Source organism: Aeribacillus sp. FSL M8-0235, assembly GCF_038000355.1.
Classification (GTDB): Bacteria; Bacillota; Bacilli; order Bacillales; family Aeribacillaceae; genus Aeribacillus; species Aeribacillus composti.
This window is the reverse complement of sequence record NZ_JBBOBW010000001.1, coordinates 1359118-1384780: the sequence shown is the minus strand read 5'-3', so window position 1 is coordinate 1384780 and position 25663 is coordinate 1359118. Positions and strand designations below refer to the sequence as shown.

Below are 25663 nucleotides of genomic sequence, written 5' to 3'. Positions count from 1 at the left end.
TCTATTTTCCAATAAACGTGAATAAAATTGAAAATCATTATCAATAATAAAAGAGAGCCGAAATGGAATTCGGCCCTCTCCATTATTTAGACAGTTTCCGGTTCAAATGTTTTGCAATCCGTTTCCTTTTGATCTTTGGCGGTTTTCCCCGAATGGCTGACAACATAAATGGAATCAGCTGAACATCTATTTCCATCCGCCCAATATTTGCAGTTGTTTACTTCACATAAAACGTCTTGTGCCATCGCATGTCACCTCCCAATTATAGAATTGCCATCGGAAGGTGTTTTGATACGACACAAATAGTTTTTGACAATGACAATTTTTTAAAAATATGCATCTCATGGCAAAAAAGTATGACGGGATGAAAAATATTTTAATCCATCGTCCTTGCTTGATTCGATTTTTTTCATTAGGAACGATTGTGCTGGAATAATCGAGTAGGAGGGAGCGATTAACTCCCGTCCTCTCACACCACCGTACGTACGGTTCCGTATACGGCGGTTCAATTAAGATAATTGACGCAAGTCTTTATAACTTCCGTGAATAGCTGTTCTCTTTATGCCAGTGGTCACTCCACCCTCCAAGAGATCTCCCACGGGATTCACCGCTTCCTCCCTCAAGTGAGGTACTACGTTTTCTGTGTTCATCATGACTCACTGAATGCCAAGGGCTATTCTCTCTTAATTGTTCGGTCCTTCTTAGTTGTTCTAGACCAACTAATACTATGACCTCTGCTGACTTCTGACTGTTCAGCTATCTATCACTAGATAGGTTACCAAGGTTACTTGGCGTGCCAGCCAGACCTCCCCGGGTAAGAGTGTAATCTTTCCTTCCATCCATCTGCTTCATTTACTCTGTATCACCTTCGGCAGAAAGGGCTTTGTTTTGTCTTGCAAACTCACCCAGTGATACCTAGCCTCATATGAAGTTCGTGTTCCTCAGACCGGAAGTTTGCCGCTCGCTTCCTTCAGATTCCGCGTCACCACGGACACCCTTGCGTTAAGCTAACTGCTACTTCTGCCTTCGCAGCTCGGGACTTTCACCCTATAGATTACACCCATGCCGGGCGCACAAAAATAAGGAAGCTGCTGATAAGCAGCAGCTTCCTTATTTCGCAAAGACGTGATCGCCTATCACAATTGTTGTGTTTTTAGTTCGAACCCATTGGTCGTCCGTCTTTTTCGGATTATAAAAATACAGGGAGCCTTGACCTAAACCGTGGAATGCCAAAGCTTCATTTACTGCTCTTTTGGATTCCTCACTTGCAGGCTTGTTAATCTCTCCATTTGCTACAGGAGTAAATTGGCGATCTTGATAAATAACCTCTGTAATTGTATCAGGATATAAAGGGCTGTCTACGCGATTTAATACAACAGTGGCAACCGCAACTTTTCCTTCGTATGGTTCTCCTTTTGCTTCTGCTTCTACTAATCTAGCCAATAAATCTTTTTCACTTGCTGAGATAGTTGGCGGAATAGTCAACTCTTCTCCAACATATAGTTCATCAGTTGTTTTATTGTTAACGGATTTTAGTTTTTGAACTGAAACCCCGTATTTTAGACCAATTTTCCAGAGTGTATCTCCTTCTTTCACCGAATAGGCAGCGCTTGCCTCACTTCCTTGTCCGGTGAAAACAATGGCAGCAAGAGCAATAAATGAGGAGAAGATGAATTTTTTTATTTTCTTCATAAATCCTACCTCCTTTTTTTCGCTCTCTATTACCCTAACATCTTCTAATCTAGAATTCATTAAAAAATCTTTTCATATTATTCATAAATATTCCAGCAAAGGTTCGGCGTTTACATATGTCTTTTGGAAACATTTTGCTGAATACACTGTACTTTGTTCTTTTAGAACCTCCCTGCACAAGAGATATTTTTCCACAACAATTTCCTATTGGTATAAAGTTTCAACAATTTACAGATTTTGGACTTTCACCTATATTCGAGTTTTGAATCATAAAAAAAGACAAGACAAATGAATGTCCTGTCTTTTTTGAAATTAATTTTTCAATATATCATGATCGACGTACCGTTCGCCATTCAGCTCGCTGATGACATTGATGGCCACTTTTGCACCGTCACCTGCGGTAATGATTGTATGTACACTTACGCCAGCAGCTGTACCTGCTGCCCAAATTCCGTCAATATTTGTTTTTCCATTTGAATCCACATCGAATATTGTTTTGATGCGAGGCTCTGTTCCGTCTTTTGTTTTTAATCCAATTTTCTCGGCTAAATCCGTCAATACTCCTGTCGCTAAAATGACATGCTTCGCTTCATACGAACCGCCATCGGTTTTGACGACGTGTCCATCCTGTTTTGTTTCAATTGTTTCCACTTGCTCGTTTTTTATTTCTGCTCCAAACTTTTCCGCCTGTTTTTTCCCAATATCGATTAAATCAGGACCTGTAATTTCTAAAACACCATAGTGGTTTTCGATCCATGCCCTTTTCGTCATTGATTTATCGTGATCTAAAACTAATGTTTTCTTTCCAGCCTTCGCCGTAAACAACGCAGCACTTGCCCCCGCAGGACCGGCACCAACAATAATCACATCGTACATCTTAACTCCTCCTTTGCAAAAAATGTTTATAATTTCATTGTAAGCACAATCGAAAAAAAATGTAAAGAAACTTGCTTACCAATTCTGAAAATTAAAAAATTCATATATAATCTCCCTTCTCCAGCTGAACATAAAACCTTTTGTAGGCTGGAGTTCCAAAGTAAAAACCGCTTATTCCCAATTGATCTATTTTCAGAATACAGAAAAAAAAGCTATTAAAATTCGCTATGCGGCTTCCGACACCCCAATGTGCAATGTTCCACAAAACTGCTACATAAGTTCGCCGGAGGAAGAAAAACATGAAAGTCAGTATATGACACTCCTTTGGCGATTGACATTACAAACGAAACTAAGTCGTAATCCATATTATGCAAATTCAGGTGAATTTTTTCAGCAGACTGAACCATATATTAAAGAAAGAGCGTCTAAATATATTAGTTGGAAACTTCTAGAATGGAATAAATCATCATTTACTTGAAAAAAATAGGGAAGCTTTCGTTTAGCAACAAATAATTTATTTATGAAATGAACATTACAACGGCTCTGATAGCAGCAACTCGACCATTCAACATCTTGAATATTTGATAAATATTTTACGCATTCTCTCGGCTTCTTTATTCACCGCTAGATCGTCACGAAACAGGTTGAGATAAAGGTTTCGAACGACAACTAACATTTACACTAGATCCATACCTCTTTACGAAGCTTTCAAAAAAGATTGGTGAAGCGCATATCCAAACCGAAGCAAGAATGAAATGACAAGAAGATAAAGAATCATCAAGTATATGAATCAAGCTCAAGAAAACGGACTGAAACAATATATTTATGATGATATTTCGAATTTCACAAGGATCGTAGAAATGGATGGATATAAAGGCCAATTTTAAAAAAAAATTTATTAAAAATGGAAAACGGCTTTGACATCTTTTCATCCTGATAGTACTCTATATTCGTTGACATTTTACATACGGCATTTATTTAAAGAAGGCAGTGAACATTAGTGAAATCGTTTGTATGGAAAATAAGCGGCATCGTTTTCATTTCGATCATTTTCATTTTTTTAATGTCTTTTTATTACAAAACATTAAGGGTACAGTCTGTCCCAGCAAATGGAAGCAAACAAATAGAAAAATCGCAATATGATGGAGTTGACTTAATTTCAGATATTGAGGATAAAAAAGAATTCCATTCCGCCATACACTATCCGAGATTTCAAAGCAGCAAACTGAATGCATCCATCCAGTCTTACGTCAAAGAAGAGAAAAGACGGTTTCACGAACAAATTCAATCCCAAAAATGGCGCTTGTTTAAAGATCCGTCGAATTTTTCTCTGACTTTTCGCCTCTATCCGGTCACAGACAGCGTCTATTCTTTTGTTTTTACTTCGGAAAGCCATTCAGATGGGGAAAAAGAAAGTAAAGACTTTAAAATCTTCATAGTCGATTTGGCAGCAGAACGTTTTATAAACAGCCAAGACATTCTTGAAATCGATGAAAAAACAAAAGAAAAGCTGCATGTTCAATTGACTGACCAGTTTCTTCAATCAAAAAAATATAAAAAAAGCTTTAGCAAAAAGAAGCTTAACAAGTGGCTCAATCACCCATATAACGATTTTTCCAATATTTATTTGACAAACAAATTCATTGTTTTCAAGTTTCATAGCAATGAAGTAACAGAAGGTGCTGAAAGTCCTGAAATTTCCATTCCTTTAACGAAAGGAAAAGAGTTATTGACAGAGGAGTGGCGGAAGCGATTATGGATGGAAGAAAACAAACCAAAAAAAGCAGAACCATTGCCGAAAAAACCTCCCATCCAAAAAGACGAGCCGATCAAAAGCAAAAAAATAGTTGCTCTAACATTTGATGACGGCCCTCACCCAAAATATACAACAGAAATTTTGGATTTATTAAAATCGTATCATGCAAAAGCCACTTTTTTTGTGATTGGTCAAAGAGTTAATTTTTATCCTAATATTGTAAAAAGAATAGGTTCGGAAGGACATGAAATTTGCAACCACAGCTTTAGCCATAAAGATTTTACAACTATAAAAAAAGAGAAAATACTTGAAGAAATAAATATGACCGATCAAGAAATTTTCAAGGCATCGGGCTTAAAAGCGAATTGCGTCCGCCCTCCATATGGGGCTGTTAATCAAAAGGTCAGATCAGCTATTGAAAAGCCTATCATTCTATGGACTGTAGATACATTAGATTGGAAAACGGATGACCCAAAAAAAGTACTTAAAATCGTTCAAGCCAAGACAAAAAACGGTTCCATCATTTTAATGCACGATATTCATTCATCCACAGTAGAGGCATTGAAGCTAATCTTGCCATATTTAAAACAACAAGGTTATGAGTTTGTAACTGTATCAGAGATATCAAAAAAATGAAATCCTCGTCACATGCAGTTGGCGACCGAAATATTAAATGCATACAATGCCTATTCTTATAGTGTTGAATGCGATCCGCTTCCCAAATCTATGGAAACGTTCAACAGAAATTTTGAAAGCTGAAACGTTTGATGCCTATTTTAATGAAAAAAATGATCTGTCCTGCTAAAGAAGCTTTGCAGTGGAAATGTGTGAAAAGGAAAAGGGATTTTAAAGCGATTCCCATAAAAAGATGTTCCAGTATTTTAACGTTTGCACTCATTTTTGGCCATAAAAGCAGGGATCCAAAAAGGTCAGCATTTTGGGTCCCTTTCTTTTGTCAAGTTGTAACAGCTGGTGCCGATTGATGTACACAATAGAGCAATTGATTTGCTTTTCCTTGCAGAAAGTTGATTGCTTATAAACCAGACGTCGTTGCTCTACGTTTTTCATTTAATGCACAAATACGTTTATACTGCTGTTATTCATGGGCAGTGCATGCCGCAAACCGCCTTTCTTGCCACAACAATTGTAAAGTATTCCCAAAACAGCTTCTGCTGTAATTTAAGGCATATTGTTATTCTCTGCAGTGCCCATCCCCTCTTCATTTCATCCTATCCAGTAATGATCAAAAGCTTTGAACAATTTCTCCCTTTCACTTTATAGCAAACAAAAAAAGCCCATTTTAGCTCGTATGTAAACTAAAATGGACAAATTTCTTATTTTTATTTAATGATTAAGACTGGACAGTGAGCCTCTTGAGCTACTTTTCGGCTGACGCTTCCCAACAACGTTGCTTTAAGCGCGCCTTTTCCTGCACTCCCCATTACAATGATGGAATAGTCATGTTCTTTTGCATAATCCGTAATAATTGTTGCTGGCTCTCCTTGGAAAATATGTGTTTCATGCGGGACGTTGCTTTCAGTAAGGAATTCAATCGCTGGTTTTAAAATCGCTTCGTTCTCTTCATCAATTAATTTGGAAATATCAACAAAATAATACTGCTCTGTAAATCTTAAATTATTGACATGCAAAATCGTGATTTTTTCAGACCCAACTGTTTTGGCAAGTTTTACAGCATGCTCAAGCGCGCGTGTAGAATGGGCAGATCCATCCATAGGAACTAATATTTTTTTGTACATCCTCATCCCCTCCAAAAGAACTATTTTTTCTTTATTTCCATTTTATCAAAATTTTTCTAGAATTTAAGTAGAGATTTGTCAAAATTTCGATTTTCACCACTTTGTCACTTTTAAATCCATTTTAAAATGATAAAATATACAATGAGAAAATTTATGTTAGGAGGAAAAAAATGGACTCCATTCAAAACTATGAACAGCCTCACAACAAAAAAAATTACACCGGCATTGTTGTGACACTCTCAGTTATTATAAATGCCGTTATTTTACTGTTATTTTTCTCTCCACTCGGATATCGAGGCGAAGTCCATTTTGATTTGACGATTTTCCCAAGACTTAATGCGATTTTTAACAGCTTTACGTTCGTCTTTCTGCTCGCTGCTCTTTATGCAATTAAAAAGAAAAATATCAAAGTACACCGGAACTTTATCATCGCAGCGTTTACAACGACCACCTTATTTTGTATTTCTTATTTAACCTATCATTTTTTGCAATCTGAACCGACCCGTTATGGCGGTGAAGGATTTATGAAAACATTTTATTTATTTATTCTTACTTCCCATAGTATATTAGCAGCCGTCATTGTTCCGCTTGCATTGTTTGCCTTTTTCTGGGGAATGTCAAGACAGGTAGAAAAACACCGGAAAATTGTTCGCTGGGCGATGCCGATTTGGCTATACGTCTCATTTACTGGTGTTCTTGTATACATCTTGATTTCTCCTTATTATTAAAATCGAGTAGGAGGGAGCGATTAACTCCCGTCCTCTCACACCGCCGTACGTACGGTTCCGTATACGGCAGTTCAATTAAGATAATTGACGCAAGTTTTCATAACTTCCGTGAATAGCTGTTCTCTTTATGCCAGTGGTCACTCCACCCTCCAAGAGGTCTCCCACGGGATTCACCGCTTCCTCCCTCAAGTGAGGTACTACGTTTTCTGTGTTCATCATGACTCACTGAATGCCAAGGGCTATTCTCTCTTAATTGTTCGGTCCTTCTTAGTTGTTCTAGACCAACTAATACTATGACCTCTGCTGACTTCTGACGGTTCAGCTACTTATCACTAAGTAGGTTATGAAGCGTACTTCACATATCCACCAGACCTCCCCGGGTAAGTACATGCACTTTCACACCATCTATCCGCCTCATTTACTCGATATGACCTTCGACAGAAAGAGCTTTGTTTTGTTTTGCAAACTCACTCAATCATACCTAGCCTTATATGAGGTTCGTGTTCCTCGGACCGGTGTTTTGCCTCCAGCTTCCCTCAGATTCCGCGTCACCACGGACACCCTTTCGTTGAGCTAACCTCTACTTCTGTCTTCGGGGTTCGGGACTTACACCCTATAGTTCATATACATGCCGGGCGCACAAAAAGAAGGTTGACCGAGCTGTCCGGTCAACCTTCTTTTTCGTTTAGAAACTCTTTCATTAAATAATCTTTTTTTTTCGATCATCGTTTAACTTTCTTTGCCGTTCAAGCCATTCTCCTGTTTGTTGAAACAATTCGGTTGAATGACAAATAGACGAAAATGTATGGTTTCCGCCGATAATGAGTGATTTTTCAACGCTGTTAGCCCTTTTTTTGAAGCTTTTTTCATACAGGCAAGCATAAGAAGGAGAAATGACTTCATCTTCTGTTCCGTGGGCAACGAATACGTCACCTGTAAACGATTTTGCCTCTTGTAAAGGAGTGTACTGTTCAAGCGAGCGGAAAAATGTTTTCGTTAAGGAATAGCCTTCATAATCAACATATTGGCTTGATTCTGCTTCTTCTAAGCCTTCCTTTCCAACTATGGCCGCTATATCTTCAAATGGCCGACCGACCGCTCCCCAAATCGCCAAATTCTTCACGCGGTCATCCCGTACAGCTGTGAGTGTCGCCACTGCTCCTCCTAAACTATGGCCAAGCAAATATAATTCATGTTTGTCGATGAAAGGAAGCTTTTCAACAAAATCGATAACATGAATCGTTTGTTCAATAAAGCGGTCGAGGCCATAAGTTCCGTAAATACCGCTGCTTTCGCCGCAGCCTTCGTAATCAAACCGCAAAACTGCAAATCCGAGCGAAGCAAAATGGTTGGCTGCTTTGACGAACAATCGGTTGACACCTATTCGGCTTCCTATAAAACCGTGACAAATAACAACAACCGGAAATTTTTCGTTTTTAGCTGGAGCGTTCGGTATATGCAATGTGGCAGCTAACGATGCCTGTTGGCTCGGAATATAGTACATTTTTTCCATAAAATTAACCACCTTTAATCGTTCGTTTTTTTTATTATAATGTTTATAATTCCGATAATTCAAGTATGTTTTTGGGGATTTAAACCCAAAAAAAAAAGCAATCTTAACAGTTTGCTTTTGCACCTATTTCGGTAAATGATTGAGAAAATTTTGATACGCAAATCCTTTCACTTCGTCCTCATTATAATATTTCAGCAGTTCATTGATCAAGTTTTGTGTTTTTGCCGCATCTTCCAATCCTATTACTTTTTGCTCAATTCCGTCAAAATCAGAGCCAAGTCCGATTTGTTTCACTCCACCTAGCATGCAAAAATGGTCGATATGTTTGATTACATCTTTGATTGCTGCCTGATCATTAGTTGTTAAAAATTGGGGCGCGTACACGATGTGAATGGTACCGCCTTTTTGAAACATTGCCCTTGCCTGTTCATCGGTTAAATTGCGCTGATGATCACATAAGGCGCGGGCGTTTGAATGGGTCGCAATCGGATAATCCGCAAGCTCGATTACATCCCAAAACGCACGCTCGCATAAATGGGAGACATCAGTGAAAACGCGATGCTCATTGTTTGCTTTTATGATTTCCTTGCCAAATGCTGTTACACCAGCGCCTCGTTCTTCAAGTGCTCCATCAGCTGCCAGATTGGCATAATTCCATGTCAATCCAACCGATCGAACTCCCAGCTGATAAAGAAGTCGAAGTTTGTAGAGATCTCCGCCAATCGCATCAACACCTTCGAGAGTCAGCATCGCCCCAATTTCATGTTCCTCAAGCTTATAAAAATCAGACCAATCCTTTATTTGTTTCATTTCCGGATTGTTTCCAAGCACTTCTGTAAAAAACAGATCGATTTGTTCAAGCGCCGCTTGGAATTTGTATTCAGTTTTTATTTTTTGATCGATAAAAACGGCAAAGCATTGAACCTTAATTTTACCTTTGATTAATCTTTGTTTATTCGTATCCAAATACGAGGCGTTAGCAAACTTCAGCTTTCCTTTAGCATTCGCCAGCTTCATCAGTGCATCACAATGAAGATCAATAATATTCATGTTTTCCCCCTGTTTTTTATGATAAAAAAAAGCCTGGCAGGAAAGATTTCTTGCAGACTTTTACAATCAATAGGCTCGTTATTCGTTTGCGATTTTTTCTTGGAATTTTTGATAAAGTGTTGTCGCGATCTCACCCGGTTTTCCCGTGCCAATTTTTTGCCCGTCTACGGTCACGATTGGTAAAATTTCAGAAGTTGTGCTCGTAATGAAGACTTCATCGCTTTCAAGTACATCCTCTTTCGTAAACTTTTCTTCTACTAATGTTAAACCTTCTGTTTCAATGATCGATTTTACCGCCATTCTTGTAATTCCTGACAATATATGCTTTGATAGCGGCGTCGTATAAATTGTTCCGTTTTTGACGATGAATACGTTGGAGCTCGACCCTTCCGTCACATATTCATCACGGACTAAAATCGCTTCATAGCTTCCTTTTTCATGGGCGGTTTGTTTAGCTAAAATATTCGGCAATAAGTTAAGCGATTTAATATAGCAATTGGCCCACCGCTCATCGTCATGGAATATAGCAGAAACGCCGTTCTCCCGCAAATGATGGGGCAATTGCTTTGCAGGTCTTACGGTCATCGTTGTTGAAACAGAAACATCTGGAAACAAATGATTTCGAACGGCCACTCCGCGCGTAATTTGCAAATAGACGTCGCAATCTGTTAATGCTGATTTTTCAATTGCTTCTTTTATCAGCTGTTCATATTGCTCCAATGTTTGATCGAGTTTTAATTTAATCGCTTCAGCACTTGTCTGTAACCGCTCTAAATGCTCGCGCAGCATAAACGGCTTTTTGTTATAAACGCGGATCACCTCATACACTCCGTCGCCAAACTGGTGTCCTCTTTCATCAATCGGGATCACCGGTTCATTGAGGTCAACAAAGCGACCATTTACATAACCGATTGACATTTTCATATCCCCCTAATTTCCATAATATCTACCAACCATTGTAACATAATTATATGAATGGAGGCTTGATCAAAATCAAAAAAGATGCAATGCCTGCACATTTATGATATAAATATCATAAAACATATATGGAAAGGTGGGATTTCCATGGACGGCATCCCTCGTCCTCTAGTTAGAACGAATCAATGGACAATTGTTTTGTCTGTTTTGATCACTTGGATCACAAACAAGCCGCTTTTTCTTCTTATTCCGCTTATTGCTGGCTTGATTGGACTCATTTTTGGTGTCAATCCGATTATGGCGGCCGCTAAAACGTTTTTACGAAAACCACATTCATCCTATCATTTAGAAGACAGATCTGATCAGCAATTCAATCAAATCATTGCCTGCACATGCTTGCTGCTAGCTTTTATCGGATTTTCTTTTCATATTGATGTTTTAGGATATATTTTTTCGATTTTAGTTTTTTCAGCGGCTTTCATTGCGATTTTAGGATTTTGCATCGGCTGCTTTATCCGGTTCCAATGGAAGCAGTATCAATATCGAAAAGCGAAAAATTCATAAGCTTCTCCCCTGATTTTAAAAATCTGGGAAAAGACGTAAAAAAGGGGCAAGAGCACCCGAACTTTACATCGCATCTTTCAGCGACACTTTCAGCGTGCGTCTTGCCCTGTGAAGCCTAGTTTTAACTGTTCCTTTCGAAAGCTTTAGCTGTTGAGCTAATTCCTGTTCTTTTAAATCATAATACAATTTCAATTCTAAAATTTCGCGGTATTTCGGTTTTAGTTTCCGAATTTCTTGAGAAATGGTCTCTTTCAGCCATTCATATTCTGCTGTTTGTTCCACATTGCCCCCTTGACTGATAGATAATTCATCAAGGGGGCACGGCGTTTTCTGTTCCTTCCGAAGAAAATCTATCGCAGTTCTCGCTGCTACTGTACCGAGCCAACCAGAGATTTTTTCCATATCCTCAATTTGTTCAGCCTTTTGATAAAATTTCAAAAATGTTTCCTGCAATACATCTTCTGCCAAATGTACATCTTTCGTTATGGAAAAAGCAATCCGGTACACTTTTTTATAAAACATGCAATAGATGTCTTGAAAGCTCTCTTGAGCGGATATTATATCATCCATAATTCTCCAATCCTTTTTTATTTTTTTGCCTGTTTCTTGATCGATTCAGCTATTTCTGGATGAGCAAAGCTGTCAACCTCATAAGTTCCATTTTTATAAACAATGAACATAATATTTTTTCCTGAAGTCGATTCTGTTTCATCTTGCAAGCATTGCTCAATCAACTGTTTATCTACAATTTTGACCGTTTGCGGATCTTGTTCAATTTCTTTCAGCATATTTTTATAATCCAAATCGTGATTGATGTTATTCCCCGTTATGAGTACATATTGGACATCATCAGCTGTCACTCTTGCGTTTTTAACCGTTCCGTTATTCTTCATCCACTCATCGAACTCTTTAAAGCTTTTTTTCCATGGAATGAATAATTGCTTATTATTTTTTAAAATGATTTCAATTTCTCCCCAGTCTTTTCTTTCATCGGTCATATCTTCATATGTAAGATTCTTGATGTCATTTTTTAATGCTTTTAATGCTTTTGCTAGTTGATCAGAATTATTGACAATATCCACTTTTTCAACATAGTAGTTTGGATAGTTAGAATGAAATACTATTTGTTCAACATCTTGATCGTTTACGTCTAGAACTTCATAATTTGCTTTTTTATATTCCTTCGATTCATAGATCTCCTTCAAATATCGTTCGAACGACTTCCGATCAACTTCATATTGGCGGATCGATTTGCTTCCATTTTTTAAATAATAGACGATAAACAACGGTTCAGGTTCGGAAACATCTTTGGATCTATTTTCGGCAACGATTTCTGTATGCAGCTTTTGAATTGCTTCGATTATTTTCGGTTCCTTGTAAATGAATCTATTAGTCATCTTGTCATCGAAGTACCAAAAGTTGCTGAAAAATACCGACTGTATTTCTGCAACTCTCGGAACCTTTTTCTCATATCCTCCCGCACCAGAACCGGTCAAAATGAATACGAGTATCACTGCAATAAAATAAATAAACAATCCTTTTAATTTAGGCTTGATTCGCCACGTCTGCTGCAAGATCATTTCAGCTATAAAGTAACCGATAAGTGCACCTACTACATATCCGGTACAAATCCATAATAAGCTTCCTCTATAGTCAATAATGCCAAAATACATTCCGCCGAGAAGCATCGTACAAAAAGTGGCGCCATATTTAAAAACCGGTTTAAGCTTCCAGTAAATAACAGCTTGTGACACATATTCGACTGGCCGCCGTGTATACAGAAGCAAGGAAATACAGCAAAACAAGGCTGCTAGCAATAAATAAACGGCGATTTCCCACCAAGAGAAAGGCTGGAATTCGAGGGAAATCAGCCTCGTAAGCGGTGAAAAAAATTCGATCCAAAGATTATTATTCAAATAATAGCCGCTCGGAAATCCAAACAAAATGTATTGCAAATTGTACACTATAAGTTGATAAACCCCGAAAGGAAACAATAAAATAATCAATGTCAATATGGCTTGAATCGTGCTAATTCCTGTCAGCATGGCAGAGAAGGTGCCGATAGAAAACAATAATAGCGTATATGCTAAATAAGTACAAAACCATCTAACAAGGTTCAAATCACGAAAATAGCTCGACAAATCAAACACCTGTATAAAAACGGCCAATATTAGAGAAGTAATCATGACAGGTACGATTAAAAACACAACACCCGTCAGCCAATGATGCCAAAAAAGCATTTTCCGATTAATCGGAAGACTATGAAGAAAATCGCTGGATTGCTTTACATGCAGGAACCGAAACAAAAAAATGGACATAAGCACAGGTATCACGATTAACATGAATAATTGAAGTTCTTGTGCAATGGAAAACAAACTTTCATATATGTTCTCTTCATTATAATTCTCTCTCCCGGAAAACAACACCGCAATTTCCATCGGTACTGATAGAATTAGACCGATCAAAAACGCTAGTCCTACCCAACCGACAGAACGGAAATTTTGAATTAACAGCTCTTTTTTAAATAAGGATGTTTTCGATTGCATATCCTTTTTCCCCCATTTCATAAATAAAAATTTCCTCCAATGTAAGCGGGAGCAAATCGAATAAAAGAGGCTTAAAGCTTTTTATATAGCTGGAAAATTCATCAGCATTTCCTTTTACAATGAATAAATGCACGCTGCCTCTTTGTTCCTGATAGACAATTTGAAGCTGCTGCAGCATTTCCGAAGGAACGCTTCCTTGAAAGGCAATTTGCACTTTGTGTATATTCGACTTTAGGTCATCCAAATTCCGTTTTATTAGCAGTTCACCTTTATGCAAAATGCCGATATGGTCGCTTATATCCTCTACTTCCTGCAAGTTGTGGGAAGAGACGATCACAGTCATTTCTCTCGCTGCCACATCTTGGATGATTATATTTTTCATTTTTTTCCTCATGACCGGATCTAAACCGTCAAACGGCTCGTCTAAAATGAGCAGTTCAGGCATTGCGGAAAAAGCGAGCCAAAATGCCACTTGACGCTGAACTCCTTTTGACAGGCGATAAATTTTTTGCTTAAGATCTAGATCAAATACATCCTGCAATGTTTGAAATCGTTCTCTGCTGAAGGATGGATATATGTTTTCATAAAAATTCGCCATCTGTTTGATCGTATAATGAGGGAAAAAATAAGGAATATCTGTAAGGAATATGAATCTTTGCTTAATGTCTTCATTTTCAAATACAGGTTTTTTATCAATTAAAATGTCTCCCCTATCTTGTTTATACAAACCTGCGATCAGCTTCAACAACGTCGTTTTTCCAGCGCCGTTTGAACCTAGAAGCCCGAAGATGGATCCTTTTTCAATTTGTAAATCGATGTTAGATAACACAGTCGCATTTTGAAATGTTTTATATACCTTTTTGACTTCAATCATCTCTTTTTCCCCCTTGATGATCTTTGATAATTTCTTCCATGATCTGCAGGAGCTCATCAGATTGCATCCCTAAAAATAATGCTTGTTGTGCTAATTTTTGCAAATTTTCTTTAACCATTTTCAGCTCTTCCTGATTAGATGCCTCAATCTTCTCCGAAACAAAATTTCCTTTTCCCTGAATCGAGTAAATATATCCGATCCTCTCCAGCTCACGGTAAGCTTTTTGAATTGTATTTGGATTCACCGTCAATTGCTGCGCAAGCACTCTGACGGAGGGAAGTTGTTCTCCCCCTTTCAGCACTCCGCTTACAATCATCTCTTTTATTTGATCGACAAGCTGTTCATAGATCGGTTTTCGGCTTCGAAAATCTATATCAAGCATTTTCCCGCAGCCCCCACATCTGTATTAACTGTATTATAATTCTTAATACAGATAAATCATACTTTATTATGAAAAAAATGACAATACTTTCTGGAAAAATTTTTTTGCGTCAAAAAAGCACAGCTTTTTACGCTGTGAAAGACTGTTGTCCTTTTTCAAAGTTTGATTTATATGATTGTGCTATTTAAAACAGTGAGTACATCTCTTCTAAACTATTTTCTGTCTGTTTGTAACTGGCAGATGTTCAAAACTTTTATTTGTTCGCCAACCAATGGACAGACGATGAGAAGCACCGCCTTCAACCGAAAAATTGGATTATAGTTTTCAAGCTTTTCCCAGGAAATTTTTTCTTTTGAAACGAACCGTAAGATAATGATGAACTGAGTTTTCCGCATCTGCTATTTTTTAAACGATTCTTCCTGCCGATTTTCAAATGTTGGAACAAACGATAAGTACATCTTTTCCAAACTGTACCGACATTCCCAGAATGTTTCTTGTCCATTTTCGTCCATCCAGCCTGCTTCCCGATTGATTAAAGTGCACCAGAAAAGGAGTTTACTATATAAAAAAACAAATAGTAGGAGATTCAGCATGTATTTATCCTTGTTGCTCTCAAATGAGGCTTCAACAATGTGAAACCCGAAAAAAACATATTAAGATTAGTAGCACAGACCACGACCAATGTCTGTGCTGCTATTTTTTTAGTAGAAGTGGAGAAAAGGTCGTGACAGCCTAAAGAACGATAGGTTCGCATTGAAATAACTGGCCTACTTCACGGACCTTATAAGATCAGGTTTAATATGTTGAATCCATGAGATCGTGGATAAGAAAAAGGAATCGTTAACGCCAACGACGCATTGGAAACAATCATTTTGTAGAATATTACGACAAATTAAAAACGCAACCTTATAACAAATGTCATAAAGTTGCGTCCATCGCTTGTGTGAATAAGTTATTGAAGTGTCTCTTCCATCTTAATACACACATTTTAACGTACAATTACGAAATCGCATCAGCAACTTCGCAATTGTTCAGGAAAAATATAACATATTTGATCTAGTGAAAAAAACAAAAATCGTTAGATCTATTAGGCATGCGTAAATTTATTTAGGAGGAAGGGGTACCACTGCCTCCTAAATAAATCCACTGAAACAAATAGTTACGAAAAACTCTTGACTAATTGTAAGAAGGGGCTCTCCGTTGAGTTCCTAAAATGAAGGATTTTGGAGAAATACTGCTGTGAAGGACAAAAATAATCGAATAAAATTTGTAAATGGCCTTCATAGAGGCAATGAGGTCCAACAAGAAGCAATTGTATATGCTGAAAAACTTTTGAAGAACCGAATTCAGAAAGAGAGCATAAGAAAAGTCCTTCATAAGACTTCTGAAGGATATAAACAAGATTGGAAAAATGGCCTGTCCGATAAGTTCCTAAAATGAAGGGGCTTCAAAAAGTCAGTTAACTCTGACTTTTTGGGCTGCCCCCCTGGAGGAAACGGCTCAGCTCTCTTTTTCTAGTTTTACTTCGCGATTTGATCTTTTATTGGTTCCGCTTTAAGCAGCATTTCATTTTTCTTAACATCATACAAACCAAATGGAATAAGACGAAGACCGGGCAAGAAATCACAAGTTAAAAACAATAGCGTATATAAAATGTCATGGAATGGGAATCCTCTTTGCTGCACGGCTGCTAACAGCTCATCATGATATCGAACAGCTTGATCAAATGATGAATCGTCCGTCATCATGCCGGTAAATGGAAGAGGTATTTCAACCACAATGTCCTCGCCATCAACAATGACGATTCCTCCTCCTAGTTCATGCACTCTTTTAGCCGCCTGGGCCATCGCTTTTGGATTTCTTCCGATCACAAGCAATTCTGTTGTAGTATTGTAAGTTGACGCCATCCCATCTAGATGAACGGCAAATCGTTCTAATATCGCTTTCGACACCCACTTTCCGTTCCGGTCAATTAACGATGCATACAATAAGCCTTCTTCACCGGAAATATCTGCGAATCCCTCTGCTTCTGGAAGCTTAACATCTTTTCGCTGCGTAATGACATTGCTTTTAAAATAAGCGACCGGAACAGTTTGTTCAGTACTTGAATATGGGTAACGGTACAAGTTTAAATCGTCCAAAAGTTGCTTCGAAAACGCAAATGGCTCCCGGACAACATATTGATTCCAATTTAGTTTTGGTGTCGACACAAGCAAATTTCCTTGCTCGGCTACGACTTCACCTCTTGAAATGACGATATCCGGCCGAAAATATTTCAAATCTGGAAGAAGTAAAATGTCTGCCAATTTTCCTGGAGCAATCCCGCCGATATAATCATCTAATCGCAAATAAACGGCTGCATTGATCGTAGCCATTTGCAACGCGTTTATGACCGGCACTCCTAATTCTACAGCTCTTCTGATCAATCCATCGACAAAGCCTTCTTTTTCGATAAACCCAGGGTGCGGACCGTCGGTTGTCATCGTAATTCGATGTGTACTGACTTTCCCTTCTGTAATCATTTTTATAACTTCAGGGAAATCAGGGCGAAGCGAGCTGTTGCGTAAAGTCGTCCACATTCCCAACCGCAGCCTGTCCAGCGCCTCTTTTGCCGTTATTGCTTCATGACAAGCGCTGACTCCGCTCGCAGCAATGGAAATCAATTTTTCATATGAACAGCCCGCTGTATGACCGTCCACGACTTTCCCTTTCTGTTTTGCCACTTCAATTGTATCAAGCAAAAAGGAATCAGCCTGATACAAAAGCGGCCATCTTGTGACCTCCGCTGTTCCGACAACTTCTTCTAATTCTAAAAGCTCTTGGACATCCTTTTGATTAAACCATTCCCTTTCTCCTTTGAAATCCGCTTGCGAGACAAGCCGGACAAGCCAAAGAAAATTGCCCGGAAGGTCTTTCAAGTCTTTGACCATTTTTTTAAATCCAGCAGCTCCCATATGCAAATAAAAAAACAAATTGTCATTTACCGTTGTCGTTGTTCCAAGGGGAAGAACTTTCCTAGTCATACTAACAGGATTGTAGATGACCCACGGATGTGCATGCGGTTCAATAAAACCTGGTGAAACATACATCCCTTCTGCATCAATAATTTTTGTATGTTCATCGGAAAGGACATCCCGTTCGCCGACATATGCAATGGAGTCTTGATAAACAGCGACATTTTGCTTTAACAATTCTCCTGAATAGACGTTGATCACCGTACCATTTTTGATAATTAAATCTGCGGGCCTCCGTCCTTGAGCCACTTCAATTAATTCCGATCTTGACGCTTTTTGTCTCAACAGTTTCACTCCTACTCTTTTAAAAAATGTTATGAAGAAGCCATAGGTCATCAATCGGATGTCAAATTTTTCAGAAGGTTGATTAACTTTATGATGAAGGAAGATCAAACATATGTCTACCGTTTGATCTTCCTTGCATGAAATTATCGCAATTCTGTTTGCAAATCTTCTTTTAATTTTTGCTGAAGTTCTACTTTTTTAATTTTTCCGCTCGGCGTCATTGGCAGTTCATCGACAAAAACAACTTTATCCGGTATTTTGTAGTCAGCAATTTTTCCTTTTAAATAATTTTTCATCGATTCTTCCGTTTCCAAAGCTCCGTCTTTTAATTTTACCGCCGCACATGAAATCTCTCCTAAAACAGTGTCAGGCAGCCCGATAATGGCTACTTCTACTACATTCGGATGCTTATAAAGAATTTCTTCAATTTCTCGAGGATAAATGTTGTAGCCGCCGCGGATGATCATTTCCTTCTTCCGTCCAACGATGCGGACATAACCTTGTTCATCAAGCGTCACTAAGTCACCAGTATAAAGCCAGCCATCTTGATCAATGGCTTCTTTCGTTTTTTCAGGCATGTTAAAGTAGCCTTTCATGACATTTAACCCGCGCACAGCAAGTTCGCCAATTTCTCCAGTCGGTACAGTTTGGCGATTCACATCAACAACTTTAATTTCAACTCCTGGAATCGTTCTGCCAACCGTTTCTGAACGAATGATGTCACTGTCTGTAAAGCTTGTAATTGTCACAACTGGAGATGTTTCCGTTTGACCATAGGAAATAGTTATATTGCATCCCATCTCATTTCTAATTTTTTTCACGACTTCGACAGGGCATGGTGCTGCCGCAATAATACCTGTTCTTAACGAAGATAAGTCATAGGATTTGAATTGAGGGTGATTTAATTCCAATATAAACATTGTCGGAACTCCATGGTGTATCGTAATCTTTTCTTGTTCAATCATTTTTAATACAGCTTCCGCTTTAAATTGCTCCATAAACACCATTTTGGCACAGGCAGTCACAGCTGCCAGTATGCTTGGAACCATGCCAAACACGTGAAAGACAGGAACGACCACTAAAAATACGTCATTTTCGTCGCATTGAAGCGCCTCCACTGTACATGCGGCATTATGGACAAAATTTAAATGCGTGAGCATGGCACCTTTCGGAAGTCCTGTTGTTCCTGAAGTATATAAAATGGAAAACACATCTTCTTTCGGATCGATGGACACTTCCGGCGGCAGCTTCGACTGTCCTATTTTCAGCAAATCTTCAAAGGAATGGTGACCATCTTCTTGAAACCGCACCGTAAACACCATTTCTAAAGCGCTTTCATTACTTTCCATTAAAGATTTTACCGTATGGAAATGGCCATGCTCTTCTACCACAAAAATTGCTTTTGCACCAGAATTGGCCACTATATAAGACAATTCTTCAACACGATATCGCGTATTGCATGGAACTAATATGGCGCCTATTTTTGCAATTGCAAAATATATGGCAAGAAACTCATGCCAGTTCGGCAGGCATGCAATGATGCGGTCTCCTTTCCCTATACCGAGCTGGTGGAAAGCGGAGGCGATGGAATCGGACATTTGTTTGATATCTTTGTAAGTTAAACGTTTATAGCCATCGTAAATGAATTCTTTATCAGGATAGCGCTTATATGCTTTTTCAAACACATCATGAATGGATACGTTAAGATCCACGCTACTCTCCTCCATTACATTTTTTCAATGTTCATTTATGCGCTGAGCCATGGATTGATCTGAGCCTGTTCACCAAACCCGTCTTCTTGAAGCAATTTTTTCACCTCTTCAGGTATGGGCACTGCAAATTTTTTTCCGTTTTCTTCTTTCACCCACCCCCTGAGCTCATATCCGTGCCCGGTTCTTGTATCTTCACGATATACTTCATGCTTCAGTTTTATTGTTTTCCGGTTCACTTCCATTACTTCTGTTTTAATAGTGATAATGTCGTCATAATATAACGGCTGCTCAAACGTACAGCGGACATCAAGCAGCGGAAGAATGATGCTGTATTCTTTGATGAGTTTAGCCGGAGCAAGGCCGATACTTCTAAAAAATTGATGCCCTGCAATATCAAACCATTTAAAATAATTCGGATAGTATACAATGCCGGCTGCATCCGTATCTCCAAAGTTCACCCTGAGCTGAAATTCGTTTCTTTTCAAATGTACGTACTCCTTTCAATGCTATGTCTTAAACTATTGAGCTGAATTCGATTTTAATAATTCCCGAAGTTTAAAACGCTGAATTTTTCCTGTTGCTGTTTTCGGAAGTTCGTCAATAAATTCTATAATTCGCGGGTATTTGTAGTGGGCCAGCTGCTGCTTCACGAAGTTTTTTAATTCATCTTCCATTTCTTTGGAGGGCGTTCTATCTTTTAAAACAACATATGCTTTTGGAATGACAAGATTATTTTCATTTTGCACGCTGACAACTGCAGCTTCCAGTACATTTTCATGTTGAAGAAGGCAATTTTCGACTTCTACAGGCGATACCCAAATCCCGCCAACCTTCAGCATATCGTCGGAGCGCCCGCAATACCAAAAATATCCTTCTTCGTCTTTATAATATTTGTCACCTGTATGAAGCCATTCTCCGACAAATTTTTTCTTGTTTTGCTCATGAAGGTTCCAATATCCATGTGCGATGCTGTCTCCGCGAATCAACAAATCTCCCATTTCATTTGGAGGCAATTCTCTGCCCATTTCGTCGACAATTTTTGCTTCATAACCAGGAACGACTTTTCCAGAGCTTCCTGCCTTTACATCTCCAATCCGATTGGATAAAAATATGTGGAGAGCCTCTGTTGAACCAATTCCGTCTAAAATATCGACATTGTACATTTCTTTCCATTTGCGGTAAAATGCTTTCGGAAGCGCTTCTCCAGCTGATACACAAACTCTGAGCGAGCTCAAATCGAATTGTTTTCCCGTTCGCGACACATAATCAATCATCGCTCCATATAAAGTCGGAACCCCAAAGAAAATGGTCGGTTTGTACGTTTCAATCGCCTGAAACATTGCTTCCGGAGTTGCGCGTTCTTTCACTAATACAGTTGAAGCTCCTGCTCCTAATGGAAAGTACATTCCTCCGCCAAGGCCATAGGCGAAAAACAGTTTAGATGCGGACAAGCATCGGTCTTCTTCACTTATATGCAATATTTTTTTCGCATATGTGCTGAAAGCATATTCCATATCATGCTGCAAATGGATGACGCCCTTTGGATTACCGGTGCTTCCGGAGCTGAACAGCCAAAAGGCCTGATCATCCTTGTTCGTCATGGCTGCATCAAGCTTTTTGCTTGCCCTATTCATCAGTTGGAGGAAATTTAAATGTGTGCCTGATTGTTCGCTTTCACTGTCCGGAATGATAATGATATCCTTCAAAAAGCAAAACCGTTCTTTGTAAACTTCAATCTTTTCCCAAATATCTTCATGGATGATTAAGCCCTTTGCCCGGCTGTTGTTTAAAAAATATTCATAATCGGATGGCTTCATCATGGTGTTGACCGGAATGGGGACAGCACCAATTTTTATGGCGCCAAAAAATGAATAAATAAATTCGGGTGTATCGTGGCAAACCATTAAAAGGCGGTCTTCCAATTTATAACCGAGCTCACGGAGCATGTTGCCTGTCTGATTGACTTTCTCCTGCAATTCATTATAGTGTATGCGCTCATCGCGATAACAAATGGCTATTTTATCGCCCAAACCTTTCTCTACACTTTCATCAATGAACCGCACTGCCGCATTGTAAAGCAAACCTAATCCGCGGAGATCCATTTTTTCACCATCCTATATATCAATTTTTTGAATAGATGAAGCGGCATTGAAGCCGCCTGAAGAAGATATATATTCAGGAGGCTTCACAATATATATGAAAAGCTAACGTTTATATCCCTTTCCAATTTGGTTTTCTCTTTTCTAAAAATGCGCTTAATCCTTCTTTTGCATCCTCGGAGCGGAACAACAAGTTTTGCAGCTCTCCTTCGTAGCGGATGGCTACGTTCAATGGCATTTCCTTTCCGTTCATGATCGACAGCTTGATGTTGGAAACCGCATAGCTTGCGCTTTCAGCTATCCTTCTCGCATACTCGAGCGTCCGCTCTCTCGTTTCCGCCTGCGGGAACACTTTGTTGACGAGACCAATGTCCAGCGCTTCCTGCGGTGTCAGCGTTTCCCCAGTTATGTTCATATCCAGCGCTCTCGAATACCCGATCAACCGCGCGAGCCGCTGCGTTCCTCCCGTTCCAGCCAGCACCCCAAGCGATACTTCCGGCAAGCCGATTTTTCCTGCTTCATCTCCCATGAATCGCAGATCGCAGCCTAGCGCCATTTCCAATCCTCCGCCGACTGTATGCCCTTCCAAGCAGGCGATATATACTTGCGGCGAACGGGCGATTTTATCCAGCGTTTCATTACAGAACAGGCAAAACTGTGTTTTATAGCGCGGATCCGCTGCTTTTAAGAAATTGATATCCGCTCCTGCCGAGAAAAATTTCGGCACATCGCTCATCAGCACGACCACTTTTATGTTTGGATCGAAGCGAAGCTCATCGATCGCTGCGTTGAATTCTTGGTAAAACTCCAGTCCATAGGCATTCGTTTTATTGATGTGAAGATGGATTTCCGCCACTCCGCTGTTTTTGACCACCGTTAAATTTTTGTTAGCAGTTGTTTCAACTGTCATCATTATTCTCCTTCCATTGTTCATTTATTATTTGAAAAATCAGGTTTGCGTTTTTCTTGAAAAGCCGCCAATCCTTCTAAACGATCCGGATGATAAATCGTTTTTTGATAACAATCCCATTCCGCTATCAGACCCTTTTCCATTAGTTCTCGAGCAAAACTGTCGACAGCCTGCTTCGCTAAACGGACAGAATGAATTGAATTTTCCGAGATTTTTTTCGCTATGTTAAGCGCTTTCAATTCTGCCTCGCCAGCTTCACAAATATATTCGACAAGTCCTATTTCATACGCTTTTTCGCCATTTATTTTTTCAGCTGTAAAAATAAGCTGCTTGGCCCTGCCGATTCCTACTAATTGCGCCAGCCGTTGAGTGCCGCCGGCTCCCGGGATTATTCCCCAAGAAACTTCCGTCAACCCGATGAGCGCCCCTTTTTCCATGACACGAATGTCACAGGCAAGAGCAAGTTCACATCCCCCTCCAAGAGCCAATCCTTTTACAGCCGCAATCGTCGGCATTGGTAAAGATGCGATATTTGTAAATGTTTTCCTGAGCAATGCGACATATTCTTCCACTTCTCGTTCGCTCATGGACTGCCTTTCTTTTAAATCCGCCCCTGCACAAAACGCTTTGCTTTCACCTCCCGTAAAAATAACTGCGCTTACATTCGAATGATCTTTTATCGTGTTTATCGCATAAGAAAGATCTTTTACTAAAAATTTGCTTAATGCGTTGGCACGTTTTGCGTTATTTAATTGAATGATAGCCACTTTGTTTTGAATTTCTAAAAGAACGCCTGATTCTGACATGAGCATCACTCATTTGCTTGAACAAGCTGTTCCGCATTTAATTGCTGCAGCCGTTTTTCAAATTTTTCCGGGAACGAAGGAGTTTCCGGGAAATAACCTTCCTTTTTCAATTCTTCACTTTTTTCAACTTTTGCAAGCCAAGCCTTTGCTTCCTCTGCAGCCTCCCTTAATGCTTCTTGAAATCTGTAGGGGACAGCTCCTTGATCAAGAAGAAGTTGTTTTGCCCAATTTTCTGCATAGATGATATGATCGTGTTGTTCGCGGACAAGCTTTTGAATCCGTGAAGCAACCTTGGAATGACTTGTTTTTAACACCGTTTGAAAGACGATATCGATTGCGGCATTGATTGCATATAGCGAAGCAATGAGAGAAATCCAGTTTTGAACGTTTACAGCTGTTTGAAAAGCTTTTCCTGTTTGTGCTTGAATGTCAGGCTTCTTGCCTTTTACCCCTTTTAAATCAAAACACCAATTGTACAAAAGTCTTGCATGCCCCAGTTCTCCTTGAGCCATAGCTATAGCAGACAAGGTCGCTTCCAAATTCGGACCGCTTACACCAACTTCCACTAAACGGTCGCCAAGCACATATTTGTTATCCGCTATTGTCTCCAGCAATTCAATCAAAGAATGCGTTCCTTGTTCCATTACGCTCACAATGCTTCAGCTCCTTTCTCTGAAAATAGCCAATCAGGTTTTTTCACCCAATTCAGCTTGTTTCGTTCCACGACAACCATTTCGGTCCAATCCTCTTCGTCGTACGTAAACGTTGCATACACTTTTGCCAGCTCGCTGTTTTCTGCTTCTACCGTGCCTATATGCATTAAGTTGTCTCCCCGATTAATGCGGGCAAAAATATCATAGGTTATTTTTTCTGCGATCATTTTGCACTTACACCCCAATACTTTAATTTTTCCCTTCCCTCTGGGCTAAGACGGTCGACCGTCCATGGAGGATCCCATACGACATTTATGTGTACTTCCTTTACTTCCTCTTCTGCAAGAAGCCGATTTTTTATATCGCTTTCAATCCATTCCATGCAGGCGCAGGAAACGGCTGTGTATGTCATCGTCACATGCACTTCCCCGTCATTCATTTGAATGTCGTAAATGAGCCCCATATCGACAACGCTTATTGGGAATTCAGGATCCATCACCTCTTTCAGCGCCTCCCAATATTTTTTCGTATCCACAGCTTGTTTGTGCATCATACCACCTCTTTTCTCAGCTGTTCTAATTCTTTTGCCCCTTTTTGAATTCTTCCTACAAACCGTTCATTTTGCGGCCCTCTTTGTTTAAATCGTTTAATGACGTTTTCCCATGTGTCCGGCTGGTCGAACAGCCATTTTTTATTGACTGGATCAAATTTACAAGGGAATGGGACATCGAGCACATATTTTCCTTGTTCTTCATCATAATGAGCTGGAACTTTTACTCCAATTGATTCACAGAATGGAACTGCTGTCGACAGCCATTTTTGACGGAGCTCATCGTTTGTTCTTCCTTTTAAGCGGTATTCAAGCTGTGCGGATCTGGATTTTAAACGGTCTTCTACACCAAAAAATTCAAGCGCCATTAAAAACATCCAATCAACCGCTTTTTGAACTTCCTCTTGCAATTTCGGATCATTCATGGCTGTTCTCATAATGATTTCACCATTTCTAAGATGGAACAATTCTTCTTTATCAACTTTCACTAATGCGCGTTTCCATGGCCCGTAAGATGTATGCTCAAACGCATCCCCAAGCAGTGTGTAGCCGGCGCGGTCAAAGAACGCATTAAACACTCCAAGCTCAATCCAATTTGACAGTTCAAAGTCAAAGGCATAAGGGTTTTTCCATTTATTTGGGGCTCGATTGTACAATAATTCGTCTGTATCTTCGCCCAAATCTTTCAGTAGCCTGAAAGCAATATGTGCATGACCGATTTCATCCTGCATAATGGCGAGTGCTGTAATTTTGTTATTTAAAGTGGGCGCTTGATCATAAACAGTAAGGAGCGGCGGCACACTTAACAATTCTGTATCTCCGACAATAATCAACGTCTGTTTTAATGCCTTTAAATATTCCTCATTCATGTCACCGACGCCTTCAACAATAAAACCGTTTTGAATTTTTTCTTTTAAAAGGGCTGCCTGATCCATTTTTCCACCTCTTTTATATTACGTTTTTATTTATTTCGTCTGT

Annotated in this window: 24 protein-coding genes and 1 pseudogene; 4 read left to right on the top strand and 21 right to left on the bottom strand. The window is 39.3% G+C overall.

The features are described 5' to 3' along the window. Nucleotides 1-86: 86 nt before the first annotated feature. The 3 genes from NSQ71_RS06750 to NSQ71_RS06740 all read right to left on the bottom strand — a co-directional run bounded on the left by NSQ71_RS06750 (nt 87) and on the right by NSQ71_RS06740 (nt 2568). Nucleotides 87-245 carry a DUF1540 domain-containing protein gene (locus NSQ71_RS06750; RefSeq protein ID WP_130156947.1) on the bottom strand — a complete coding sequence of 53 codons (159 nt, stop codon included), beginning with the start codon at nt 243-245 and terminating at the stop codon, nt 87-89. Between the two features lie 865 nt (nt 246-1110). After that, a complete protein-coding gene (locus NSQ71_RS06745; protein WP_063389409.1) occupies nt 1111-1692 on the bottom strand; it encodes a cell wall hydrolase in 582 nt (193 codons plus the stop codon). 312 nt (nt 1693-2004) lie between these two features. Continuing rightward, complete coding sequence (locus tag NSQ71_RS06740) at nt 2005-2568, bottom strand: FAD-dependent oxidoreductase (RefSeq protein WP_063389410.1); 564 nt, start codon at nt 2566-2568, stop codon at nt 2005-2007. 1000 nt (nt 2569-3568) lie between these two features. Between NSQ71_RS06740 and NSQ71_RS06735 the strand changes: the two genes are divergently transcribed. After that, nucleotides 3569-4960, top strand: a complete 1392-nt coding sequence (locus NSQ71_RS06735; protein ID WP_063389411.1) for a polysaccharide deacetylase family protein — start codon at nt 3569-3571, stop codon at nt 4958-4960. Between the two features lie 704 nt (nt 4961-5664). Here the strand turns inward: NSQ71_RS06735 and NSQ71_RS06730 are convergent. Further along, nucleotides 5665-6081 carry a universal stress protein gene (locus NSQ71_RS06730; protein WP_063389413.1) on the bottom strand — a complete coding sequence of 139 codons (417 nt, stop codon included), beginning with the start codon at nt 6079-6081 and terminating at the stop codon, nt 5665-5667. A 170-nt stretch (nt 6082-6251) separates the two neighbouring features. On the opposite strand from NSQ71_RS06730, the gene NSQ71_RS06725 reads away from it, so the two are divergent. Continuing rightward, nucleotides 6252-6809 (top strand): DUF420 domain-containing protein, encoded by a 558-nt coding sequence (locus NSQ71_RS06725; RefSeq protein ID WP_063389414.1) that lies wholly within the window; start codon nt 6252-6254, stop codon nt 6807-6809. 700 nt (nt 6810-7509) lie between these two features. Here the strand turns inward: NSQ71_RS06725 and NSQ71_RS06720 are convergent. The 3 genes from NSQ71_RS06720 to dat form a co-directional block, all read right to left on the bottom strand. After that, nucleotides 7510-8334: an alpha/beta hydrolase gene (locus tag NSQ71_RS06720; RefSeq protein WP_261308796.1), complete on the bottom strand. Its 825-nt coding sequence runs from the start codon at nt 8332-8334 to the stop codon at nt 7510-7512. Nucleotides 8335-8445: 111 nt separating this feature from the next. Continuing rightward, entirely contained in the window at nt 8446-9372 is a 927-nt protein-coding gene (locus NSQ71_RS06715) for a dipeptidase (protein ID WP_066251054.1), read from the bottom strand. Nucleotides 9373-9450: 78 nt separating this feature from the next. Then, entirely contained in the window at nt 9451-10290 is an 840-nt protein-coding gene (gene dat / locus NSQ71_RS06710) for a D-amino-acid transaminase (RefSeq protein ID WP_063389417.1), read from the bottom strand. A 147-nt stretch (nt 10291-10437) separates the two neighbouring features. On the opposite strand from dat, the gene NSQ71_RS06705 reads away from it, so the two are divergent. Then, nucleotides 10438-10854, top strand: a complete 417-nt coding sequence (locus NSQ71_RS06705; protein WP_340733456.1) for a DUF4395 domain-containing protein — start codon at nt 10438-10440, stop codon at nt 10852-10854. 63 nt (nt 10855-10917) lie between these two features. Here the strand turns inward: NSQ71_RS06705 and NSQ71_RS06700 are convergent, their stop codons facing one another. Genes NSQ71_RS06700 through NSQ71_RS06685 form a run of 4 tightly spaced genes read right to left on the bottom strand, consistent with a single transcriptional unit; the run spans nt 10918 to nt 14656 of the window. After that, nucleotides 10918-11424 carry an RNA polymerase sigma factor gene (locus NSQ71_RS06700; RefSeq protein ID WP_063389419.1) on the bottom strand — a complete coding sequence of 169 codons (507 nt, stop codon included), beginning with the start codon at nt 11422-11424 and terminating at the stop codon, nt 10918-10920. 17 nt (nt 11425-11441) lie between these two features. Beyond that, the gene (locus NSQ71_RS06695; RefSeq protein ID WP_340733454.1) at nt 11442-13400 is read right to left on the bottom strand and encodes a DUF6449 domain-containing protein; all 1959 of its coding nucleotides are present in this window, start codon (nt 13398-13400) and stop codon (nt 11442-11444) included. Next, nucleotides 13375-14274 (bottom strand): ABC transporter ATP-binding protein, encoded by a 900-nt coding sequence (locus NSQ71_RS06690; RefSeq protein ID WP_063389421.1) that lies wholly within the window; start codon nt 14272-14274, stop codon nt 13375-13377. Before NSQ71_RS06690 ends, NSQ71_RS06695 begins: the two co-directional genes overlap by 26 nt. Beyond that, a complete protein-coding gene (locus NSQ71_RS06685; protein WP_063389422.1) occupies nt 14267-14656 on the bottom strand; it encodes a GntR family transcriptional regulator in 390 nt (129 codons plus the stop codon). Before NSQ71_RS06685 ends, NSQ71_RS06690 begins: the two co-directional genes overlap by 8 nt. Nucleotides 14657-15500: 844 nt before the next feature. On the opposite strand from NSQ71_RS06685, the pseudogene NSQ71_RS06680 reads away from it, so the two are divergent. Continuing rightward, nucleotides 15501-15716: pseudogene (locus NSQ71_RS06680) on the top strand (hypothetical protein); the annotation flags it as partial. Nucleotides 15717-16176: 460 nt separating this feature from the next. On the opposite strand, the gene NSQ71_RS06675 reads toward NSQ71_RS06680, so the two are convergent. The 10 genes from NSQ71_RS06675 to NSQ71_RS06630 all read right to left on the bottom strand — a co-directional run bounded on the left by NSQ71_RS06675 (nt 16177) and on the right by NSQ71_RS06630 (nt 25620). Further along, nucleotides 16177-17955 carry an adenine deaminase C-terminal domain-containing protein gene (locus NSQ71_RS06675; RefSeq protein ID WP_339194945.1) on the bottom strand — a complete coding sequence of 593 codons (1779 nt, stop codon included), beginning with the start codon at nt 17953-17955 and terminating at the stop codon, nt 16177-16179. Between the two features lie 143 nt (nt 17956-18098). Next, on the bottom strand, nt 18099-19667 hold the full coding sequence (locus tag NSQ71_RS06670; protein WP_240326789.1) for a long-chain-fatty-acid--CoA ligase: 1569 nt from the start codon (nt 19665-19667) through the stop codon (nt 18099-18101). A 35-nt stretch (nt 19668-19702) separates the two neighbouring features. Beyond that, a complete protein-coding gene (locus NSQ71_RS06665) occupies nt 19703-20152 on the bottom strand; it encodes an acyl-CoA thioesterase (protein ID WP_063389426.1) in 450 nt (149 codons plus the stop codon). Nucleotides 20153-20185: 33 nt separating this feature from the next. Beyond that, nucleotides 20186-21769 (bottom strand): benzoate-CoA ligase family protein, encoded by a 1584-nt coding sequence (locus NSQ71_RS06660; RefSeq protein WP_094245477.1) that lies wholly within the window; start codon nt 21767-21769, stop codon nt 20186-20188. Between the two features lie 109 nt (nt 21770-21878). Continuing rightward, a complete protein-coding gene (locus NSQ71_RS06655; RefSeq protein ID WP_327863630.1) occupies nt 21879-22679 on the bottom strand; it encodes an enoyl-CoA hydratase/isomerase family protein in 801 nt (266 codons plus the stop codon). A gap of 17 nt (nt 22680-22696) precedes the next feature. Further along, on the bottom strand, nt 22697-23482 hold the full coding sequence (locus tag NSQ71_RS06650) for an enoyl-CoA hydratase-related protein (RefSeq protein ID WP_340733449.1): 786 nt from the start codon (nt 23480-23482) through the stop codon (nt 22697-22699). Nucleotides 23483-23487: 5 nt separating this feature from the next. After that, the gene (locus tag NSQ71_RS06645) at nt 23488-24135 is read right to left on the bottom strand and encodes a Phenylacetic acid catabolic protein (RefSeq protein ID WP_445684686.1); all 648 of its coding nucleotides are present in this window, start codon (nt 24133-24135) and stop codon (nt 23488-23490) included. Then, a complete protein-coding gene (locus NSQ71_RS06640) occupies nt 24132-24362 on the bottom strand; it encodes a hypothetical protein (RefSeq protein WP_063388948.1) in 231 nt (76 codons plus the stop codon). The genes NSQ71_RS06645 and NSQ71_RS06640 overlap by 4 nt, the downstream gene beginning before the upstream one ends. Continuing rightward, nucleotides 24359-24685 carry a metal-sulfur cluster assembly factor gene (locus tag NSQ71_RS06635; protein ID WP_340733447.1) on the bottom strand — a complete coding sequence of 109 codons (327 nt, stop codon included), beginning with the start codon at nt 24683-24685 and terminating at the stop codon, nt 24359-24361. Before NSQ71_RS06635 ends, NSQ71_RS06640 begins: the two co-directional genes overlap by 4 nt. Continuing rightward, a complete protein-coding gene (locus tag NSQ71_RS06630; protein WP_066251026.1) occupies nt 24685-25620 on the bottom strand; it encodes a Phenylacetic acid catabolic protein in 936 nt (311 codons plus the stop codon). The genes NSQ71_RS06635 and NSQ71_RS06630 overlap by 1 nt, the downstream gene beginning before the upstream one ends. Nucleotides 25621-25663: the final 43 nt, after the last annotated feature.

Bases quoted from the DNA above. Each gene is read 5' to 3' on its own strand.
- NSQ71_RS06750 (WP_130156947.1), bottom strand. From the start codon at position 245: ATGGCACAAGACGTTTTATGTGAAGTAAACAACTGCAAATATTGGGCG.
- NSQ71_RS06745 (WP_063389409.1), bottom strand. From the start codon at position 1,692: ATGAAGAAAATAAAAAAATTCATCTTCTCCTCATTTATTGCTCTTGCT.
- NSQ71_RS06740 (WP_063389410.1), bottom strand. From the start codon at position 2,568: ATGTACGATGTGATTATTGTTGGTGCCGGTCCTGCGGGGGCAAGTGCT.
- NSQ71_RS06730 (WP_063389413.1), bottom strand. From the start codon at position 6,081: ATGTACAAAAAAATATTAGTTCCTATGGATGGATCTGCCCATTCTACA.
- NSQ71_RS06725 (WP_063389414.1), top strand. From the start codon at position 6,252: ATGGACTCCATTCAAAACTATGAACAGCCTCACAACAAAAAAAATTAC.
- NSQ71_RS06715 (WP_066251054.1), bottom strand. From the start codon at position 9,372: ATGAATATTATTGATCTTCATTGTGATGCACTGATGAAGCTGGCGAAT.
- dat (WP_063389417.1), bottom strand. From the start codon at position 10,290: ATGTCAATCGGTTATGTAAATGGTCGCTTTGTTGACCTCAATGAACCG.
- NSQ71_RS06705 (WP_340733456.1), top strand. From the start codon at position 10,438: ATGGACGGCATCCCTCGTCCTCTAGTTAGAACGAATCAATGGACAATT.
- NSQ71_RS06700 (WP_063389419.1), bottom strand. From the start codon at position 11,424: ATGGATGATATAATATCCGCTCAAGAGAGCTTTCAAGACATCTATTGC.
- NSQ71_RS06695 (WP_340733454.1), bottom strand. From the start codon at position 13,400: ATGCAATCGAAAACATCCTTATTTAAAAAAGAGCTGTTAATTCAAAAT.
- NSQ71_RS06690 (WP_063389421.1), bottom strand. From the start codon at position 14,274: ATGATTGAAGTCAAAAAGGTATATAAAACATTTCAAAATGCGACTGTG.
- NSQ71_RS06685 (WP_063389422.1), bottom strand. From the start codon at position 14,656: ATGCTTGATATAGATTTTCGAAGCCGAAAACCGATCTATGAACAGCTT.
- NSQ71_RS06660 (WP_094245477.1), bottom strand. From the start codon at position 21,769: ATGGATCTCCGCGGATTAGGTTTGCTTTACAATGCGGCAGTGCGGTTC.
- NSQ71_RS06655 (WP_327863630.1), bottom strand. From the start codon at position 22,679: ATGATGACAGTTGAAACAACTGCTAACAAAAATTTAACGGTGGTCAAA.
- NSQ71_RS06650 (WP_340733449.1), bottom strand. From the start codon at position 23,482: ATGTCAGAATCAGGCGTTCTTTTAGAAATTCAAAACAAAGTGGCTATC.
- NSQ71_RS06640 (WP_063388948.1), bottom strand. From the start codon at position 24,362: ATGATCGCAGAAAAAATAACCTATGATATTTTTGCCCGCATTAATCGG.
- NSQ71_RS06635 (WP_340733447.1), bottom strand. From the start codon at position 24,685: ATGCACAAACAAGCTGTGGATACGAAAAAATATTGGGAGGCGCTGAAA.
- NSQ71_RS06630 (WP_066251026.1), bottom strand. From the start codon at position 25,620: ATGGATCAGGCAGCCCTTTTAAAAGAAAAAATTCAAAACGGTTTTATT.